Consider the following 17471-nt stretch of genomic DNA (forward strand, 5'->3'; position numbering starts at 1 on the left):
GCCTCTATAGATAGAATTTCCTCACAAATCAAATTTCAATGACTTGTGAGGTTTTTTTATCCTAATTCTCAAATATGCCTGTTGCTTCTCCATCAATAAGCAATTTCCATGTTCCATGTTCCTTCAGCGTAATTTTGCCTTTGTAATAATACATTGTTCCTAACCCTCCACCATCAATAAAACTACCATCCCGCTTGAAAGTTGTGTTTCCTACAACATTCCCTTTTTTATCGAGCAGCTTTACTTCAATTTTTTCTTTTTCTCCATTTAAGCTTTCTAAGTATATTTCATATGATTCACCAATTGGAATTTCCTTTGGAGAGTCAAGCATTGTATAATGCTCCGTTTTAGGAAATGGTGGGAATACATTAATTGTAAATGCTTCGAATAGTTCTTCCTCCACATAAAACGATAACTGCCATTCTCCTTCTGAGGGAAATGGGATAAAGCTAGTTAATGTATGAGCATCCTCACTATAAAGACCACTTGAAAGACCCCCTTGTGACAGCTGGATTTTTTCCCCTTTAGTGTTCTCCGCTTCAACACGATAATTTTTTCCTACAAGAGCACTCGCATCTCCCCAGAAGTAAAGCATTAGCTTTCCTCCTCTTCTCTTGTCTTTAGCAACAAATTGCTCATTTACCACGAGGATCCCTATTTTTTCTTCTACTCCCACCACCTCTTGATCTCTGTCGGGCAAAGTAAAAGCTGTTCCTGGTTGTGCACTTAGTCTGTAAGAATCCTCTTTCGTTAAAAAAAGAATTAAGAAAACAGTGCATATTCCTACGATAGTAAGGATTGGTGTTAAAAAGATAGGTTTCTTTTTAGAAGTTCGCTTAGATTTTAACGTATATAATATTTTCTCTTTTTGTTCATTCTCAAGAAAATATTTAGGAAGCTTTTTTAACTTATCTTCAAGTTTATTATAATTCTCCATATTCATACCCCTCCTTTTCCATTAAAGATTTCAGCTTTTTTAAGGAACGGTAGTACATCACATTTACGTTATTCTCATTGCTTTTCATCACTTCGCTAACTTCCTTGGACGACATACCCAATATCCCTCTTAGAATAATTACTTCTTTATAATTTGATGGAAGCTTATTAATTGAATTGTATAAATTGCTGTTTTCTTGATTGATAATAATACGGCGCTCCATATCAATAGAAAAAACTTGCTCTTGTAAAAACATATGTCTAATTTTACTCCAAACCCGACTCCTTCGATAATGATCGATTACTAAATTTCTTGCTATGGATATTAGCCAAGTTTTTGGATGTGCATTCTCGTTATAAATTGAAATTTTTCTCATAGCACGAAGAAAAGTTTCTTGTACAAGATCTTCTACATCCATAGATCCGGTATAGTAGATTAGAAAGCTAGTAATATCCCTTTCATATAAATTAAACCATTTCTCAATCAAATTGATCTCCAAGGGATCCCCCCTTCCTTTAATAATTAGACGAATACATTGCTTTAATCTTACATGATAATAGATTTAATTTTGAAGAAATAAAAAATCAACCATTGAACAGTCAATGGTTGATTTTTTCTATATCCATTATCTAATTAGTACGCACGACCGAACCATACAGTATGTTTCGAATCCTTACCACAGTTGATACATGTTGTTTTTTCAGCTGGTGGGTTGAATGGAATATTACGAGTGGTAAATTTCGTTTCGTTTTTCACATTCTCTTCACAAGCATCATCCCCACACCATCCTGCAAGAATCCATCCTGGAATTTCTCCTTTTTCCGTTGAATCCGTAAGATGTTGCTTTAACTGCTCCAGAGAATCCACATTTGTATGGGAGTTTTCATCACGGAATGCACGAGCTTTTTCAAGTAAGCGTGTTTGCATTGTAGTTAGGGCACCTTCAATACATTCAACAGCCGTTGCTAGCTCCACGGAAACTTTTTCAGCTTCATCACGTACTTTGATCAGTGCTTGATTGTTTTCTAAATCACGAGGTCCTAATTCAATACGAACTGGTACACCTTTAAGCTCCCATTCATTGAATTTATAACCAGGAGATTGATCTGAATCATCAAGACGAACACGAATACCTTTTACTTTTAACGCTGCATAAAGCTCATCTAATTTTTCCATAATTGCTGGGTTCTTCTTCCAAGGACCGACTGGAATTAGCACTACTTGAGTTGGAGCAACACGTGGTGGTAATACAAGCCCTTGCTCATCACCATGTACCATAATAACCGAGCCGATTAATCGAGTAGACGTTCCCCAAGAGGTTGTATGCACATGCTGATGCTTGTTTTCTTTGTTCAAATATTTAATATCAAATGCTTCTGCAAATTTTGTTCCAAGATAATGTGAAGTACCAGCTTGAACAGCTTTCCCATCTTTCATCATTGCTTCGATTGAATATGTGTCTACAGCACCTGCAAAGCGTTCAGAAGGTGTTTTTTGACCATCGTAAACAGGGATGGCTAAAAGCTCCTCTACAACCTCTTTATAGATGTTAAGCATCTGCATTGTTTCGTGACGTGCCTCTTCTTCATCTACATGCGCTGTATGTCCTTCCTGCCATAAAAATTCAGAAGTACGGATAAATGGAAGAGTTTTCTTTTCCCAACGGAACACGTTTGCCCATTGGTTGATAAGAACTGGAAGATCACGGTAACTCTTAATCCAATCTGAATACAAATGACCAATCATCGTCTCTGATGTTGGACGTAACGCTAAACGTTCTTCCAATTTTTCACCAGCAGCTTCCGTTACCCATGGTAGCTCTGGAGCGAACCCTTCAATATGATCCTTTTCTTTTTGGAAGAAAGATTCAGGTATCAACATTGGGAAATAAGCATTTCGATGTCCTGTTTCTTTAAAACGTCTGTTCATTTCATCTTGAATATGCTCCCAAATTTCAAAGCCATCTGGTTTAAAAGCAATACACCCACGAACAGGCGTGTAATCCATTAAATCCGCCTTCTGAATTGTATCGATATACCATTTAGTAAAATCGTTTTGCTGTTGATTTGTCATCTAAATTCCTCCTATTTATATCAATTATGCCTCTGCGTTATTACGTCCAAATTTTGAATTGTGATTAGACCTGCGTGATACATGATACAGGTCAGGTAGCCGTTGTCGCATGAATGCGACGCACTTAGGTTAACACCCTTATCACCATTTCAAAATCTGTGACTTCTGCCGGAGGCATTAATTCGATTTAGCAGAGTCCAACACCTGCTGAATCGAATTAAAAAAGCACAAAGTCATCCTCGTAAAAGGACGTCTTTGTGCTGAATAGACGTGGTACCACCTTAGTTTAGCTTAAAATAATTTAAGCCCTCTAAACGTTTGATAACGAAAACGAATCGGTTATGTTTGCATAACATCTCCGTGATAGGTTTCAACAAGAAGTGGTGATATAGCTCTCAGCGTACGCTATACTTTCTGTTTCACAATTCTTATCTACTTGGTCACTTCGCAGATTGTATTACTAATAATATACCAAATAACCTACTTTAATACAATGTGGATTAATATACCTGAAATTTTCAATTTATATGTGGAGGAGCGGCAGTGGAATTTGAGATTAAAGGACTGTATTTTGCGATTCATCGTTAGGAAGTTGTTCATTCGCTATAGGTATTCACCCATATGGTTACCTTTGAGTATCTTATACATAAAATGCTATTTTGGTATGGAGGAATTAGTCTGGGATATTTTGTGAACGTGGAGCAAGGTGTAAATTTGTATGTAGAAGACATCAATCCAAGTGCAAGCAAGACAATTGTGTTTTTACATGGGTGGCCATTAAGCCATGAACAATTTGAATATCAGTATGATGTTTTACCATCAATGGGATACCGCTGTATTGGTATTGACTGGAGAGGATTTGGAAAGTCAGATAAACCTATGAGCGGCTATAATTACGACAGACTAGCAGATGATATTCATGCCGTAGTTAGAGCACTCCAACTAAGCAATTTCACACTAATTGGCCACTCCACTGGAGGAGCAATCGCTATACGCTATACTGCTCGTCATAATGGCTACGGAGTATCTAAACTAGTCCTAATAGATGCCGCGGCTCCCACTGGATTTTCACAGGAAAATGCAAACAATCTACTAACAGAAACATTAAATGATCGACCAAAAATGATGCAAGGTGTAACAGATACTTTTTTCTTTCAATATATTTCAATTCCATTCTCTAATTGGTTTAATGGGTTAGGGCTACAAGCAGCGGGATGGTCTACCGCAGCCATTATCAACACCTTGAGGGATGAAAAGCTTGATGCAGACCTTCCCAAAATAACAGTCCCTACATTAATCGTTCATGGTGTACATGATAAGGTTATCCCATTTGAACAAGCTCAAATACTTAATCAGACAATAAAAAATTCGCATCTCGTCCCATTCCATTACAGCGGACATGGTCTTTTCTGGGAAGAACGAGAAAAGTTTAACGAGCTCGTAAAGCAGTTTGTCGGCTAGATACAGTGGAATATATTTAACTCCAAAATACCAAGGTTCACAAGAAGCTTTTAAGCTACTTGTGAACTTTTTTGTTATACACCTGAATATATAGCCAGTTATCACCCCAAAGACTCACAATAAGTAGAAAATACTATCATAATATCTTATACTTATAAATGATTGAATCTTCAATTATTAAAGCGAAATACGAAAGGTGGAGAAACATGAAACTAGGCGCATTTTCTGTAAGTTTAAATGTAAAAGATATTAATGCTTCAAAAGATTTTTATGAAAAACTTGGCTTTCAATCCTTTGGAGGTGAAATTAATCAAAATTGGTTAATCATGAAGAATGGGGATACCATAATTGGTTTGTTCCAAGGTATGTTTGAGAAAAATATTCTAACCTTTAATCCTGGATGGAATAGTAATGCCGAAAATCTAGAATCTTTTACTGACGTCCGTGAGCTTCAAAAGCAGCTTAAACAGAGTGGAATAAAACTGCAGACAGAAGCAGATGAAACTACAGAAGGTCCCGCACATTTTACACTCGAAGATCCTGATGGCAATCAGATTCTAATAGATCAACATAGATAATTATAGGGAATATATATTAAGAAAAGTTGCAGACTCCCCCTGAAGGAATCGAGCTGCTGGCGTTTCGAGGTAGCCAGATAATGCTAAAAAGTGCCTAAATCTTTTTAGATAGGCACTTTTTAGATTTCATTGATTTTTTCGATTATACTTTTAAGGGACAATTGAGGTTAGGGAAGCAGGTTCGTATAGGAGAACTTGCTTTTTATTTGTAAATTTTATACGTTAGCATCTGGAAACTTATCTGCAACTAGATTTAATATAATATTATGCTCAAGCAATGCCTTTAGGCCGCAAAGAACAATAGTATATCCACCTGTTGAGTCTATTACTTGATTTACTATTTCAGTTTTATTCCCCTTAAACCCATAATTTATTATCTCGATGTATGTTTCTTCTGATTCTCTTGGAGTAAAAATCCATTCAACAGTTGTGTCATCATCAAATTGGATAAGAATTCGCTTGTTTTGTTCAATTTCTTTCACATCAAGCTCTGCTGAAACTCCGTACATCTCCCAATCCCAACGAATCTGCTTTCCCTTTTCTAATCTTCCATTGCTCTTAGTAAACCAAAATTTCGTAGTAATTGCTGGATCAATAAAAGCTTCAAACACCTCATCTACAGGCTTTCTAATAAGCATTCCTACATTAACAGTTGATATATCATTAAGGTTCGTCATTGTTTTAATTCTCCTTATCCTTATGATCTTCATTCAAGTACATTGCTGCTTGAATAAGAGAAGTAAAAACTTCTGATTGGATATCATCAATCTTTGTAATTCTAATATGTCTCATTGTTTTTCCCGTACCTTGCAGTAAATTGCGTATGTCTTTTTCTACAAGTTCATTACCCTTTTGAAAACCTAAATTAACATGCTTTTTGGCTGTTTGCAGATAACAAACTAATCCTTTATACGAATAGTTTGGCATCGACCATTTATATTCTTCTACAAGAGCAGGGGATGCGTCTAGAATTATTTTTCTTAATGCCTCAGCAATGCTTTGAATATTATCAGGTAAATCTTGAATAAACTTATCAACTTCTGTAATTGTTCTTGTGTTATTTTCCATGATTTTTCTCCTTCCCTAGTTCTTACTAAGAATAATTGCTATGCCCTTTCTTAAATCCAATTTAAAAAAGACGCTCGAGATTATAGTAATCTCAAACGTCATTTGTAACGTTCCTATAATAGATTCTACTTCGCGTTCTCATCAGGCTGATGAATACCAAAAATATTGCCTTCTGTATCAACATAATATCCTTGCCAAGCCATTCCAGGAAGGGCGTACTTTGGCATTGCTACTTTTCCACCATACTCAAGGATTTTAGCTTCCGTTGAATCGTAATCTTCTATACCCAATGTACAAGAGAAGCCATTCATAGGCTGATGTTGTTCTGGAGGAGGTGTTTGACGTTTCATTAAAGCTCCATCAATACCAGGCTGACTTGCATCACCAGTCACAGCTCCAAAATAAGGCATCCCCGCATAATCAGTCCAATCTTCAAATGTCCATCCAAATATTTCTCCATAAAACTTCTTTGCACGGTCCATGTCATCCACATGAATTTCGAAATGAACTAATCTCCCCATACTTCTCCTCCTATTTTGTTTCATTCAAGGTTTAAAAGCCGTATACCATTGAATACTGGTATACCTTCTTCATCATTGTAATAAAGATTGAAAATTAAATCAATTTATTAAAGTACTTTCTAGTTTAAAATTTTCAATTGAAGTTTCACTAGAAATATCCATATATTGTTAAGGATTTTTATAACTAAATTACACTAAAACCATGGATAAGCTATCCCTATAAATTATTTCTCTAAGTATGCTATCAATGCATCTAAATCCTTTGCAGAGGCCTTCTTAAAGGTACCCGCCATCATTTTACCAAATAGTTTAGTTATGCCAGTGAGGCCTTTTATTTCTCCGTTCAACGTAATCTCCGTAAGGTTATTAGATGAAGTAACTATATATGTAAAGATAAATTCTCCTTTACCAGTTGTTCCTTTCGTTCCATCACAGCGAAGAACAATTTTATCTGGCTCATTTAGTTCAACCACTTCAAAATGTTCTGTAGCCACTTGTCCAAACATCTTTCTCGATTCCTTCCACTGACTTCCCACTTGCATAGGTCCATCATCCAATCGCTCAATTCCTACAAGTCCTTGCATCCAGTGATTAGCGGCATCTATATCAAATAAACCATAATATACTTGCTGCTTAGATACTTGGGTAGTTCTTTTCACTTCAAAATTAATACTCAAACTGATAGCCCCCTTTAAAGTTTTTCTAAAGTATACCATACAGCCATGTCGTCTTTGATTAAGATAATCTTGAAGTATTATACCCCCTATTTGCAACGTAGTTTGACATAAACGCTACTATAACTTAAACTTCTCTAAAAAGTTAAATCTCTAATTATGAAAGGATGAATATGTTGAGCATTGAACAACAGTCGAAGCCCCTCTCACTTAAAGAGAAATCTATTCTTTTTCTTCAGAACGTAGCATCTGGCAATGTTCGAGAAGTTTACCAGAAATTCGTAGGTCCTGACTTTCTTCATCATAACCCATTTTTCCCAGGCGATTCCAAATCTCTAATGGTAGCAATGGAAGAAAATGCTACCAAGAACTCTAATAAAAGACTGGAAGTAAAACTTGCGATACAAGAAAAAGATATGGTTACGGTTTACTCACACATAAAGCAAAATCCAGAAGATCTTGGAGCAGCTGTAGTACATATCTTTCGTTTCAAAGATAACCAAATCGTTGAAATGTGGGATGTAGGTCAACTTATACCTGAGGATTCTCCTAATAAGAATGGAATGTTTTAATAAAAACTGGAATACAAAAAACACTCACAAATGTTGACTTAACAATTTTGTGAGTGTTTCTTTTAATAATATGTTTGTGCTAATGATACCGGTGGACCGTTCTCTACTTAATACACACCATTAATAAATATCCTTCTGTGATAACCGCGAATAATGAATTTAAAGACACTTCTAGCAGTATTCTGTCATCTCTGTAAATAGTAGTATATAATGAACGTTACAAACATTCTTAAGGGAGTACGAATTCATGCAAACATTAGAAAAACTTTCCGATCGACTCTTCTACCTGCCTCCATATCAAAAAACAGATCGACCAATATTAGCTGCTGTTGTAGGAGACAATCAGACACTATTGATAGATGCTGGGAATTCTTCTATTCATGCTAAACAATTCAAAGATCAATTAGCTTCCTATCATGTCACCGGAGATATTCTGGCTCTCACACATTGGCATTGGGATCATGTATTTGGCTTATGTGAAATGGCTATGCCTTCAATTGCCAATTTCATGACCTACGACAAAGTAAAAGAACTACAAGAGTTATCATGGGGAGACAAGGAGTTGGATGAACGTGTCGAAGCAGGGATTGAAATTCCGTTTTGTGCAGACGCGATAAAGCTAGAGCTTGGAAGTATGCGAGAGGTTATCATACCAGATCCCACTATCATTTTTGAAAAGCGAATAAAACTGAATATCGGTGGGGTTACCTGTATCATTGAACATGTTGGTGGAGATCATTCGTCTGATTCGAATCTCATTTATATACCGGAGGAAAAAACGCTATTTCTTGGTGACTGCCTCTATGCAAATATGTACGCAGAAAAGTGGCATTATACCATTGAAAAGATGTATAACCTTCTGGGGAAGATTAAAGATTATGATGCGGAAATCTACTTCCTATCTCATCATCCTGCACCTTTGACAAAGGATGAATTTGCTTCCTTTGTTTCATTATTGAAGACAAGTGCTGAATTAACGAATAAACATAAAGGCAAACTAGAGGTAATTGCAGCGGAGATGTCCTCTCATTTTGGACGTAACTTGACTGAAGACGATTTAGAAATAATCAGGTACTTTGTAAATGGTTATGTTTAAAATGTATTGATGTTTTAAACATTACAGATTTTCCGAACAAGAAAGCTTACTTCTTCAAATATAGGATAATAGTGAGATGCACTATCTTAGGATGAGTAATGAGATACTCTCATCTTGCACGTCAGCGAATTGACTTCACCTTTGGAAACAAGAACCCCATTATTGGATACCAGAGGTGTTCAGATTGCAGTTTTGCCGTGGAAGTCTCAACCATGTAATAATATGGACAAAAGAACTCCACTACTAATGCAATAAAAAGCTTAGTGGTGGCTTGTAAACGCATAAACCCCAAGGTGTGATTTCTCTCTCTTGGGGTTTTCTTTTTAGTATCGAAACTGACCCATTTCTTCGATTAATGTCACATTTGATCAATTATACAATGAAAAATAATTTTCATAAAACAATCTTCAATCGTAAAAAGAAAAAAGTAAGAACAGGGCATTCCCGTTCTTACTTTTTTCGATAGTAATATTTTGTTATTTTCGTGTATAACGATGATACCGGTGGCCGGGGTCGAACCGGCACATCCAGAGGATACGGGATTTTGAGTCCCGCGCGTCTGCCAATTCCGCCACACCGGCAAAATAAAATACTAGGCAGTTATTTAAAAATTGGAGGCGGCAACCGGATTTGAACCGGTGATAAAGGTGTTGCAGACCTGTGCCTTACCACTTGGCTATGCCGCCGAAATTAAGTAATGGAGCGGAAGACGAGGTTCGAACTCGCGACCCCCACCTTGGCAAGGTGGTGTTCTACCACTGAACTACTTCCGCAAAAAAACTGGGGTACCTGGATTCGAACCAGGGCATGATGGAATCAAAATCCATTGCCTTACCGCTTGGCTATACCCCAATGGGGCGACTGATGGGAATTGAACCCACGAATGCCGGAATCACAATCCGGTGCGTTAACCACTTCGCCACAACCGCCATTATTCAAAGTTAACTTATACATTTGGCAGGGGCAGTAGGAATCGAACCCACATCAAAGGTTTTGGAGACCTCTATTCTACCGTTAAACTATGCCCCTATTAAAAACTGGTGGTGGGGGACGGATTCGAACCGCCGAACCCGAAGGAGCGGATTTACAGTCCGCCGCGTTTAGCCACTTCGCTACCCCACCACTATAGTGGTGCCGGAAAAAGGACTTGAACCCTCAACCTACTGATTACAAGTCAGTTGCTCTACCAATTGAGCTATTCCGGCATATAAATATGGTGGCTCAGGACGGAATCGAACCGCCGACACAAGGATTTTCAGTCCTTTGCTCTACCGACTGAGCTACTGAGCCTTCTTCGATTTACGCTAAGCGGCGCATCTCTTTGTCAGCTTCACTCACTCTGTCAGTCACGTACTTTAGTACGTTCCTTCTTTCGCTCGATTGCTTCCTTGACCTGCTTGCTTATCCTAAATCTCAAATTAAAATAATAAATGGCGGTCCCGACCGGGATCGAACCGGCGATCTCCTGCGTGACAGGCAGGCATGTTAACCGCTACACCACGGGACCATTTGGTTGCGGGGACAGGATTTGAACCTGCGACCTTCGGGTTATGAGCCCGACGAGCTACCACTGCTCCACCCCGCGACAATAAAATACTTACAATCACTATAATAATACGCTCACGATATGTAGGACACCTGCTTCGGTTTCTCCTGCATCGGTGTTAATCGTCATCTTCGTTTGACGATTTGCTCCACCCGCGACAATACTATACTTACTAATTTGTTTCTAAAGAAATGGTGGAGGATGACGGGCTCGAACCGCCGACCCTCTGCTTGTAAGGCAGATGCTCTCCCAGCTGAGCTAATCCTCCTGGGTAAAATTACGATAAGCTTCGCATCTCTGCGTCAACTTGATTAAAATAATGGTGACCCCTACGGGATTCGAACCCGTGTTACCGCCGTGAAAGGGCGGTGTCTTAACCGCTTGACCAAGGGGCCATACTTTTATGTAGAAAACTTATCTGGCGGAGAGCAAGGGATTTGAACCCTTGAGACAGTTTAACCCGCCTACACGATTTCCAATCGTGCTCCTTCGGCCACTCGGACAGCTCTCCAAAAATGGCTCCGAAGGTAGGACTCGAACCTACGACCAATCGATTAACAGTCGATTGCTCTACCACTGAGCTACTTCGGAATAATACAGCCTAGCGACGTCCTACTCTCACAGGGGGAGACCCCCAACTACCATCGGCGCTGAAGAGCTTAACTTCCGTGTTCGGTAAGGGAACGGGTGTGACCTCTTCGCCATCATCACTAGACATTATTAATTTGAAAGACACTATTTATTATAACAAAACTAGAAATAAATTCAAGCTTTTTTTTATATTTTTTTGTACTTTCAAAACTGGATAAACGACATTGTTACGTTAAACAAATTTGGTTAAGTCCTCGATCGATTAGTATTCGTCAGCTGCACGTGTCGCCACGCTTCCACCCCGAACCTATCTACCTCATCGTCTTTGAGGGATCTTACTTACTTGCGTAATGGGAAATCTCATCTTGAGGGGGGCTTCGTGCTTAGATGCTTTCAGCACTTATCCCGTCCACACATAGCTACCCAGCGATGCTCTTGGCAGAACAACTGGTACACCAGCGGTGTGTCCATCCCGGTCCTCTCGTACTAAGGACAGCTCCTCTCAAATTTCCTACGCCCACGACGGATAGGGACCGAACTGTCTCACGACGTTCTGAACCCAGCTCGCGTACCGCTTTAATGGGCGAACAGCCCAACCCTTGGGACCGACTACAGCCCCAGGATGCGATGAGCCGACATCGAGGTGCCAAACCTCCCCGTCGATGTGGACTCTTGGGGGAGATAAGCCTGTTATCCCCGGGGTAGCTTTTATCCGTTGAGCGATGGCCCTTCCATGCGGAACCACCGGATCACTAAGCCCGTCTTTCGACCCTGCTCGACTTGTAGGTCTCGCAGTCAAGCTCCCTTCTGCCTTTACACTCTTCGAATGATTTCCAACCATTCTGAGGGAACCTTTGGGCGCCTCCGTTACACTTTAGGAGGCGACCGCCCCAGTCAAACTACCCGCCTGACACTGTCTCCTACCCGGGTTACGGGTATGGGTTAGAATTTCAATACAACCAGGGCAGTATCCCACCGACGCCTCCTCCGAAGCTGGCGCTCCGGGCTCTAAGGCTCCTGCCTATCCTGTACAAGTTGCACCAAAATTCAATATCAAGCTATAGTAAAGCTCCACGGGGTCTTTCCGTCCTGTCGCGGGTAACCTGCATCTTCACAGGTACTATAATTTCACCGAGTCTCTCGTTGAGACAGTGCCCAGATCGTTACGCCTTTCGTGCGGGTCGGAACTTACCCGACAAGGAATTTCGCTACCTTAGGACCGTTATAGTTACGGCCGCCGTTTACTGGGGCTTCAATTCGCACCTTCGCTTGCGCTAAGCACTCCTCTTAACCTTCCAGCACCGGGCAGGCGTCAGCCCCTATACTTCACCTTACGGTTTTGCAGAGACCTGTGTTTTTGCTAAACAGTCGCCTGGGCCTATTCACTGCGGCTCTTCTAGGCTATGCACCCAAAAGAGCACCCCTTCTCCCGAAGTTACGGGGTCATTTTGCCGAGTTCCTTAACGAGAGTTCTCTCGCTCACCTTAGGATTCTCTCCTCGACTACCTGTGTCGGTTTGCGGTACGGGCACCTATCACCTCGCTAGAGGCTTTTCTTGGCAGTGTGAAATCAGGAACTCCGGACATACGTCCTCGCCATCACAGCTCAATGTTACAGAATGCGGATTTGCCTACATTCACACCTTACTGCTTGGACATGCATAACCAACAGCATGCTTACCCTATCCTTCTGCGTCCCCCCATTACTCAAACGGTGGTTTGGTGGTACAGGAATATCAACCTGTTATCCATCGCCTACGCCTATCGGCCTCGGCTTAGGTCCCGACTAACCCTGAGCGGACGAGCCTTCCTCAGGAAACCTTAGTCATACGGTGGACGGGATTCTCACCCGTCTTTCGCTACTCATACCGGCATTCTCACTTCTAAGCGCTCCACCAGTCCTTCCGGTCTGACTTCAACGCCCTTAGAACGCTCTCCTACCACTGATACCAAAGGTATCAATCCACAGCTTCGGTGATTTGTTTAGCCCCGATACATTTTCGGCGCAGCGTCACTCGACCAGTGAGCTATTACGCACTCTTTAAATGATGGCTGCTTCTAAGCCAACATCCTGGTTGTCTAAGCAACGCCACATCCTTTTCCACTTAACAAATACTTTGGGACCTTAGCTGGTGGTCTGGGCTGTTTCCCTCTTGACTACGGATCTTATCACTCGCAGTCTGACTCCCAAACATAAATCATTGGCATTCGGAGTTTGTCTGAATTCGGTAACCCGGGATGGGCCCCTAGTCCAAACAGTGCTCTACCTCCAAGATTCTAACGTTTGAGGCTAGCCCTAAAGCTATTTCGGAGAGAACCAGCTATCTCCAGGTTCGATTGGAATTTCTCCGCTACCCACACCTCATCCCCGCACTTTTCAACGTGCGTGGGTTCGGACCTCCAGTAAGTGTTACCTTACCTTCATCCTGGACATGGGTAGATCACCTGGTTTCGGGTCTACGACCACATACTCATTCGCCCTATTCAGACTCGCTTTCGCTGCGGCTCCGTCTTCTCAACTTAACCTTGCATGTAATCGTAACTCGCCGGTTCATTCTACAAAAGGCACGCTATCACCCATTAACGGGCTCTAACTACTTGTAGGCACACGGTTTCAGGATCTATTTCACTCCCCTTCCGGGGTGCTTTTCACCTTTCCCTCACGGTACTGGTTCACTATCGGTCACTAGGTAGTATTTAGCCTTGGGAGATGGTCCTCCCGGATTCCGACGGAATTTCACGTGTTCCGCCGTACTCAGGATACACTCAAGAGAGAATGAATTTTGGACTACGGGGCTTTTACCCTATCCTGCGGACCTTTCCAGATCGCTTCGTCTAACTCATTCCTTTGTAACTCTATGTAGAGTGTCCTACAACCCCAAGAGGCAAGCCTCTTGGTTTGGGCTATTCCCGTTTCGCTCGCCGCTACTCAGGGAATCGATTTTTCTTTCTCTTCCTCCAGGTACTTAGATGTTTCAGTTCCCTGGGTGTGTCTCAGATGCGCTATGTATTCACGCAAATGTACTGCTCCATTACGAACAGTGGGTTTCCCCATTCGGAAATCTCCGGATCAAAGCTCACTTACAGCTCCCCGAAGCATATCGGTGTTAGTGCCGTCCTTCGTCGACTCCTAGTGCCAAGGCATTCACCGTGCGCCCTTATTAACTTAACCTAAAAGTTAAAAAGTCTTACACATTATGATTACCGAAGTAACCACAACTTGAATTTCTTGTTGTTTATTGTTTCAATGTCGTTTTATCCAGTTTTCAAAGAACAAATTATAAATTTGGTGGAGCCTAGCGGGATCGAACCGCTGACCTCCTGCGTGCAAGGCAGGCGCTCTCCCAGCTGAGCTAAGGCCCCGAAATTTAAAAAGGTATGGTGGGCCTAAATGGACTCGAACCATCGACCTCACGCTTATCAGGCGTGCGCTCTAACCAGCTGAGCTATAGGCCCTCTTTGAATTTCCATATATAAATATGAACATTCAAAACTGAACTGCAAAACGTTAAGATACGAATAAAAATTCGTATTCCGATATTATCCTTAGAAAGGAGGTGATCCAGCCGCACCTTCCGATACGGCTACCTTGTTACGACTTCACCCCAATCATCTGTCCCACCTTCGGCGGCTGGCTCCCGTAAGGGTTACCCCACCGACTTCGGGTGTTACAAACTCTCGTGGTGTGACGGGCGGTGTGTACAAGGCCCGGGAACGTATTCACCGTGGCATGCTGATCCACGATTACTAGCGATTCCGGCTTCATGTAGGCGAGTTGCAGCCTACAATCCGAACTGAGAACGGTTTTATGGGATTTGCTCACCCTCGCGGGGTTGCGACCCTCTGTACCGTCCATTGTAGCACGTGTGTAGCCCAGGTCATAAGGGGCATGATGATTTGACGTCATCCCCACCTTCCTCCGGTTTATCACCGGCAGTCACCTTAGAGTGCCCAACTGAATGCTGGCAACTAAGATCAAGGGTTGCGCTCGTTGCGGGACTTAACCCAACATCTCACGACACGAGCTGACGACAACCATGCACCACCTGTCACCGCTGTCCCCGAAGGGAAAAGCCTATCTCTAGACCGGTCAGCGGGATGTCAAGACCTGGTAAGGTTCTTCGCGTTGCTTCGAATTAAACCACATGCTCCACCGCTTGTGCGGGCCCCCGTCAATTCCTTTGAGTTTCAGTCTTGCGACCGTACTCCCCAGGCGGAGTGCTTAATGCGTTAGCTGCAGCACTAAGGGGCGGAAACCCCCTAACACTTAGCACTCATCGTTTACGGCGTGGACTACCAGGGTATCTAATCCTGTTTGCTCCCCACGCTTTCGCGCCTCAGCGTCAGTTACAGACCAGAAAGCCGCCTTCGCCACTGGTGTTCCTCCAAATCTCTACGCATTTCACCGCTACACTTGGAATTCCGCTTTCCTCTTCTGTACTCAAGTCCCCCAGTTTCCAATGACCTTCCACGGTTGAGCCGTGGGATTTCACATCAGACTTAAAGGACCGCCTGCGCGCGCTTTACGCCCAATAATTCCGGACAACGCTTGCCACCTACGTATTACCGCGGCTGCTGGCACGTAGTTAGCCGTGGCTTTCTAATGAGGTACCGTCAAGGTACGAGCAGTTACTCTCGTACTTGTTCTTCCCTCACAACAGAGTTTTACGATCCGAAAACCTTCTTCACTCACGCGGCATTGCTCCATCAGACTTTCGTCCATTGTGGAAGATTCCCTACTGCTGCCTCCCGTAGGAGTCTGGGCCGTGTCTCAGTCCCAGTGTGGCCGATCACCCTCTCAGGTCGGCTACGCATCGTCGCCTTGGTGAGCCGTTACCTCACCAACTAGCTAATGCGCCGCGGGCCCATCCTGTAGTGACAGCCGAAACCGTCTTTTAACATCTCCCCATGTGAGGAAATGGATTATTCGGTATTAGCCCCGGTTTCCCGGAGTTATCCCAATCTACAGGGCAGGTTGCCCACGTGTTACTCACCCGTCCGCCGCTAAATCAGAAGAAGCAAGCTTCTTCGTCATTCGCTCGACTTGCATGTATTAGGCATGCCGCCAGCGTTCGTCCTGAGCCAGGATCAAACTCTCCATAATAGAGAACTTAAAAAGCTCATTTGTTTTGCTGGCATCATCATTAAATGATGTCAAAATTGTTTTGCTATCAAACTAACAATGTTAGTTGATAAGCTGTATGTCTTAACGTTTTGCATGTTCAGTTTTCAATGTTCAATTTGCTGTGTCGTTTTTTGCGACTCCTCTAATTTACCATCGTACTAAGTAAGTGTCAAGAAGTTTTTTAAAAAACTTTTTTCGTTAGTATTTATTGAAATAGTTTGTTGTGCTTTTGACGACGCTTATTATAATAGCACGAAACAAAATCATATGTCAACAATAAAAACGAACAAAATTAATTGTCCGTTTTTAAGTAGCATTCCTACCGTATTACTTTATAGTATCTATGCATGATTTCGTTACTTTTCGTCTGTTGTTTTTCAATTATAATATATCCTTTATCTATTAGAAACTCGATGAAAACCTCTAAATCTACAGAGTAGTTTTTAAGTTCTTCTTGCTCATGAATTTCTTGGATAGTCCAAAACTCTTTTAATCCTAAAACCTCTACAATGTGCTGTGCCCCTTCTTTTGTTCGGGAATGGATTAAGAAATCACTTGCTAAAAATAGAAGTTCTAATCTTTTTTCTAATGATTCCTCACTAGAGATTAACTCATCGTACAATTTATAAATAGAAGGATCTAATTGTTTTACTTGATTCCATACCATCACCTCTGGATGCATGCCATTTTCAAAAACAGCTAAACGAGCCAAATGATGTAAAGAATCTACCATATGATTATAAGCATCTAGATAGTTACGTTGTTCAAAAAATAATTTACCTTCTAAATATCTTCTCGTTAGTTTAGCAAACTCAATACCCATACGAGCTTTTCTACCGTTTATCGGGAATACGTAAAGCTCCTGTTTCAAACTTTCTACATATTCATTTCGATCAAATACCACACGACCATTGATCAACCAATCCACCATTTTAGGGTTAGTCCCCAACAATAACCACTTTCTTAGCTGCTTCTCCGTTAGTATATGGAGTGCAGTTTTTTTATCCCCATAAGTATAATGCTTTGTGAATACAGGTATAGGAGATTCTTTTGTTATGATAAATAAAATGGAATCAAACATATCTGTGATAGGGCTAAATTCTGCCCGTTTCTCGACTAAAATAATACCTAGTGTATTAGGTTCACTGGCTCTTTCTTGATAAATTGGTCTCAATAATGCTTCCAAAAATGAAGCCTCCTTTATTTCCTTCTTCTATTAAATTTTCGACA

The 17471-nt window shown here is 41.4% G+C and carries 12 protein-coding genes, 17 tRNA genes, 3 rRNA genes and 1 other annotated feature; of the genes, 4 read left to right on the forward strand and 28 right to left on the reverse strand.

From position 1 onward, the window contains the following. Positions 1–61: 61 nt before the first annotated feature. The 3 genes from KD050_RS05830 to proS all read right to left on the reverse strand — a co-directional run bounded on the left by KD050_RS05830 (position 62) and on the right by proS (position 3010). Positions 62–937: a hypothetical protein gene (locus KD050_RS05830; RefSeq protein WP_211895282.1), complete on the reverse strand. Its 876-nt coding sequence runs from the start codon at positions 935–937 to the stop codon at positions 62–64. After that, a complete protein-coding gene (locus tag KD050_RS05835) occupies positions 924–1436 on the reverse strand; it encodes an RNA polymerase sigma factor (protein WP_211895283.1) in 513 nt (170 codons plus the stop codon). The genes KD050_RS05830 and KD050_RS05835 overlap by 14 nt, the downstream gene beginning before the upstream one ends. 134 nt (positions 1437–1570) lie before the next feature. After that, complete coding sequence (gene proS, locus KD050_RS05840; RefSeq protein ID WP_211895284.1) at positions 1571–3010, reverse strand: proline--tRNA ligase; 1440 nt, start codon at positions 3008–3010, stop codon at positions 1571–1573. Positions 3011–3252: 242 nt separating this feature from the next. Beyond that, positions 3253–3468: a binding site (T-box leader), on the reverse strand. 220 nt (positions 3469–3688) lie between these two features. On the opposite strand from proS, the gene KD050_RS05845 reads away from it, so the two are divergent. Both KD050_RS05845 and KD050_RS05850 read left to right on the forward strand, forming a co-directional pair. Beyond that, positions 3689–4471, forward strand: coding sequence for an alpha/beta fold hydrolase (locus KD050_RS05845; RefSeq protein ID WP_211896213.1), 783 nt, complete (start codon positions 3689–3691; stop codon positions 4469–4471). Positions 4472–4677: 206 nt separating this feature from the next. Beyond that, the gene (locus KD050_RS05850; RefSeq protein ID WP_211895285.1) at positions 4678–5049 is read left to right on the forward strand and encodes a VOC family protein; all 372 of its coding nucleotides are present in this window, start codon (positions 4678–4680) and stop codon (positions 5047–5049) included. A 215-nt stretch (positions 5050–5264) separates the two neighbouring features. Here KD050_RS05850 and KD050_RS05855 read toward each other — a convergent pair whose 3' ends face one another. From KD050_RS05855 to KD050_RS05870, 4 genes are all read right to left on the reverse strand, one after another. Continuing rightward, positions 5265–5726, reverse strand: coding sequence for an SRPBCC family protein (locus tag KD050_RS05855; protein ID WP_211895286.1), 462 nt, complete (start codon positions 5724–5726; stop codon positions 5265–5267). A gap of 4 nt (positions 5727–5730) precedes the next feature. Beyond that, positions 5731–6117, reverse strand: a complete 387-nt coding sequence (locus KD050_RS05860) for a DUF1801 domain-containing protein (RefSeq protein WP_211895287.1) — start codon at positions 6115–6117, stop codon at positions 5731–5733. 125 nt (positions 6118–6242) lie between these two features. Then, complete coding sequence (locus tag KD050_RS05865) at positions 6243–6638, reverse strand: VOC family protein (RefSeq protein WP_211895288.1); 396 nt, start codon at positions 6636–6638, stop codon at positions 6243–6245. 224 nt (positions 6639–6862) lie between these two features. Then, entirely contained in the window at positions 6863–7315 is a 453-nt protein-coding gene (locus KD050_RS05870) for an SRPBCC family protein (protein ID WP_211895289.1), read from the reverse strand. Between the two features lie 164 nt (positions 7316–7479). Between KD050_RS05870 and KD050_RS05875 the strand changes: the two genes are divergently transcribed. Both KD050_RS05875 and KD050_RS05880 read left to right on the forward strand, forming a co-directional pair. Further along, on the forward strand, positions 7480–7884 hold the full coding sequence (locus KD050_RS05875; protein ID WP_211895290.1) for a nuclear transport factor 2 family protein: 405 nt from the start codon (positions 7480–7482) through the stop codon (positions 7882–7884). Positions 7885–8131: 247 nt separating this feature from the next. Beyond that, a complete protein-coding gene (locus tag KD050_RS05880; protein ID WP_211895291.1) occupies positions 8132–8980 on the forward strand; it encodes an MBL fold metallo-hydrolase in 849 nt (282 codons plus the stop codon). Positions 8981–9478: 498 nt separating this feature from the next. Here the strand turns inward: KD050_RS05880 and KD050_RS05885 are convergent. The 21 genes from KD050_RS05885 to KD050_RS05985 form a co-directional block, all read right to left on the reverse strand. After that, positions 9479–9561: transfer RNA gene (locus tag KD050_RS05885), tRNA-Leu, on the reverse strand. Positions 9562–9592: 31 nt separating this feature from the next. After that, a tRNA-Cys gene (locus KD050_RS05890) sits at positions 9593–9666 on the reverse strand. Positions 9667–9678: 12 nt separating this feature from the next. Beyond that, positions 9679–9753: transfer RNA gene (locus KD050_RS05895), tRNA-Gly, on the reverse strand. A gap of 7 nt (positions 9754–9760) precedes the next feature. After that, a tRNA-Gln gene (locus KD050_RS05900) sits at positions 9761–9832 on the reverse strand. A 1-nt stretch (position 9833) separates the two neighbouring features. Then, positions 9834–9909: transfer RNA gene (locus tag KD050_RS05905), tRNA-His, on the reverse strand. Between the two features lie 26 nt (positions 9910–9935). Then, positions 9936–10009 (reverse strand) — tRNA-Trp (locus KD050_RS05910). Between the two features lie 9 nt (positions 10010–10018). After that, a tRNA-Tyr gene (locus KD050_RS05915) sits at positions 10019–10102 on the reverse strand. A gap of 7 nt (positions 10103–10109) precedes the next feature. Beyond that, a tRNA-Thr gene (locus KD050_RS05920) sits at positions 10110–10185 on the reverse strand. Positions 10186–10194: 9 nt separating this feature from the next. After that, a tRNA-Phe gene (locus KD050_RS05925) sits at positions 10195–10270 on the reverse strand. A 141-nt stretch (positions 10271–10411) separates the two neighbouring features. Beyond that, positions 10412–10487, reverse strand: a tRNA-Asp gene (locus KD050_RS05930). Positions 10488–10490: 3 nt separating this feature from the next. Next, a tRNA-Met gene (locus tag KD050_RS05935) sits at positions 10491–10565 on the reverse strand. Between the two features lie 153 nt (positions 10566–10718). Next, positions 10719–10794 (reverse strand) — tRNA-Val (locus KD050_RS05940). A gap of 52 nt (positions 10795–10846) precedes the next feature. Continuing rightward, positions 10847–10921: transfer RNA gene (locus tag KD050_RS05945), tRNA-Glu, on the reverse strand. 24 nt (positions 10922–10945) lie between these two features. Then, positions 10946–11037: transfer RNA gene (locus tag KD050_RS05950), tRNA-Ser, on the reverse strand. 5 nt (positions 11038–11042) lie between these two features. After that, positions 11043–11117: transfer RNA gene (locus KD050_RS05955), tRNA-Asn, on the reverse strand. A gap of 8 nt (positions 11118–11125) precedes the next feature. Continuing rightward, positions 11126–11241, reverse strand: a 5S ribosomal RNA gene (gene rrf / locus KD050_RS05960). Between the two features lie 118 nt (positions 11242–11359). Further along, positions 11360–14288, reverse strand: a 23S ribosomal RNA gene (locus KD050_RS05965). 115 nt (positions 14289–14403) lie between these two features. Continuing rightward, a tRNA-Ala gene (locus tag KD050_RS05970) sits at positions 14404–14479 on the reverse strand. Positions 14480–14495: 16 nt separating this feature from the next. Then, a tRNA-Ile gene (locus KD050_RS05975) sits at positions 14496–14572 on the reverse strand. A 94-nt stretch (positions 14573–14666) separates the two neighbouring features. Then, positions 14667–16220: ribosomal RNA gene (locus KD050_RS05980) — 16S ribosomal RNA — on the reverse strand. Together the 16S, 23S and 5S rRNA genes with 17 tRNA genes alongside form the textbook arrangement of a ribosomal RNA operon. Positions 16221–16560: 340 nt before the next feature. Beyond that, entirely contained in the window at positions 16561–17427 is an 867-nt protein-coding gene (locus tag KD050_RS05985) for a nucleotidyltransferase-like protein (RefSeq protein ID WP_211895292.1), read from the reverse strand. Positions 17428–17471: the final 44 nt, after the last annotated feature.

This window comes from Psychrobacillus sp. INOP01 (assembly GCF_018140925.1).
In the GTDB taxonomy this organism is placed as follows: domain Bacteria; phylum Bacillota; class Bacilli; order Bacillales_A; family Planococcaceae; genus Psychrobacillus.

What these genes read in the sequence shown, in the direction of transcription:
- KD050_RS05830 (WP_211895282.1), bottom strand. Translation starts at nt 937, where the DNA reads ATGGAGAATTATAATAAACTTGAAGATAAGTTAAAAAAGCTTCCTAAA.
- proS (WP_211895284.1), bottom strand. Translation starts at nt 3,010, where the DNA reads ATGACAAATCAACAGCAAAACGATTTTACTAAATGGTATATCGATACA.
- KD050_RS05875 (WP_211895290.1), top strand. Translation starts at nt 7,480, where the DNA reads ATGAATATGTTGAGCATTGAACAACAGTCGAAGCCCCTCTCACTTAAA.
- KD050_RS05860 (WP_211895287.1), bottom strand. Translation starts at nt 6,117, where the DNA reads ATGGAAAATAACACAAGAACAATTACAGAAGTTGATAAGTTTATTCAA.
- KD050_RS05850 (WP_211895285.1), top strand. Translation starts at nt 4,678, where the DNA reads ATGAAACTAGGCGCATTTTCTGTAAGTTTAAATGTAAAAGATATTAAT.
- KD050_RS05855 (WP_211895286.1), bottom strand. Translation starts at nt 5,726, where the DNA reads ATGACGAACCTTAATGATATATCAACTGTTAATGTAGGAATGCTTATT.
- KD050_RS05865 (WP_211895288.1), bottom strand. Translation starts at nt 6,638, where the DNA reads ATGGGGAGATTAGTTCATTTCGAAATTCATGTGGATGACATGGACCGT.
- KD050_RS05880 (WP_211895291.1), top strand. Translation starts at nt 8,132, where the DNA reads ATGCAAACATTAGAAAAACTTTCCGATCGACTCTTCTACCTGCCTCCA.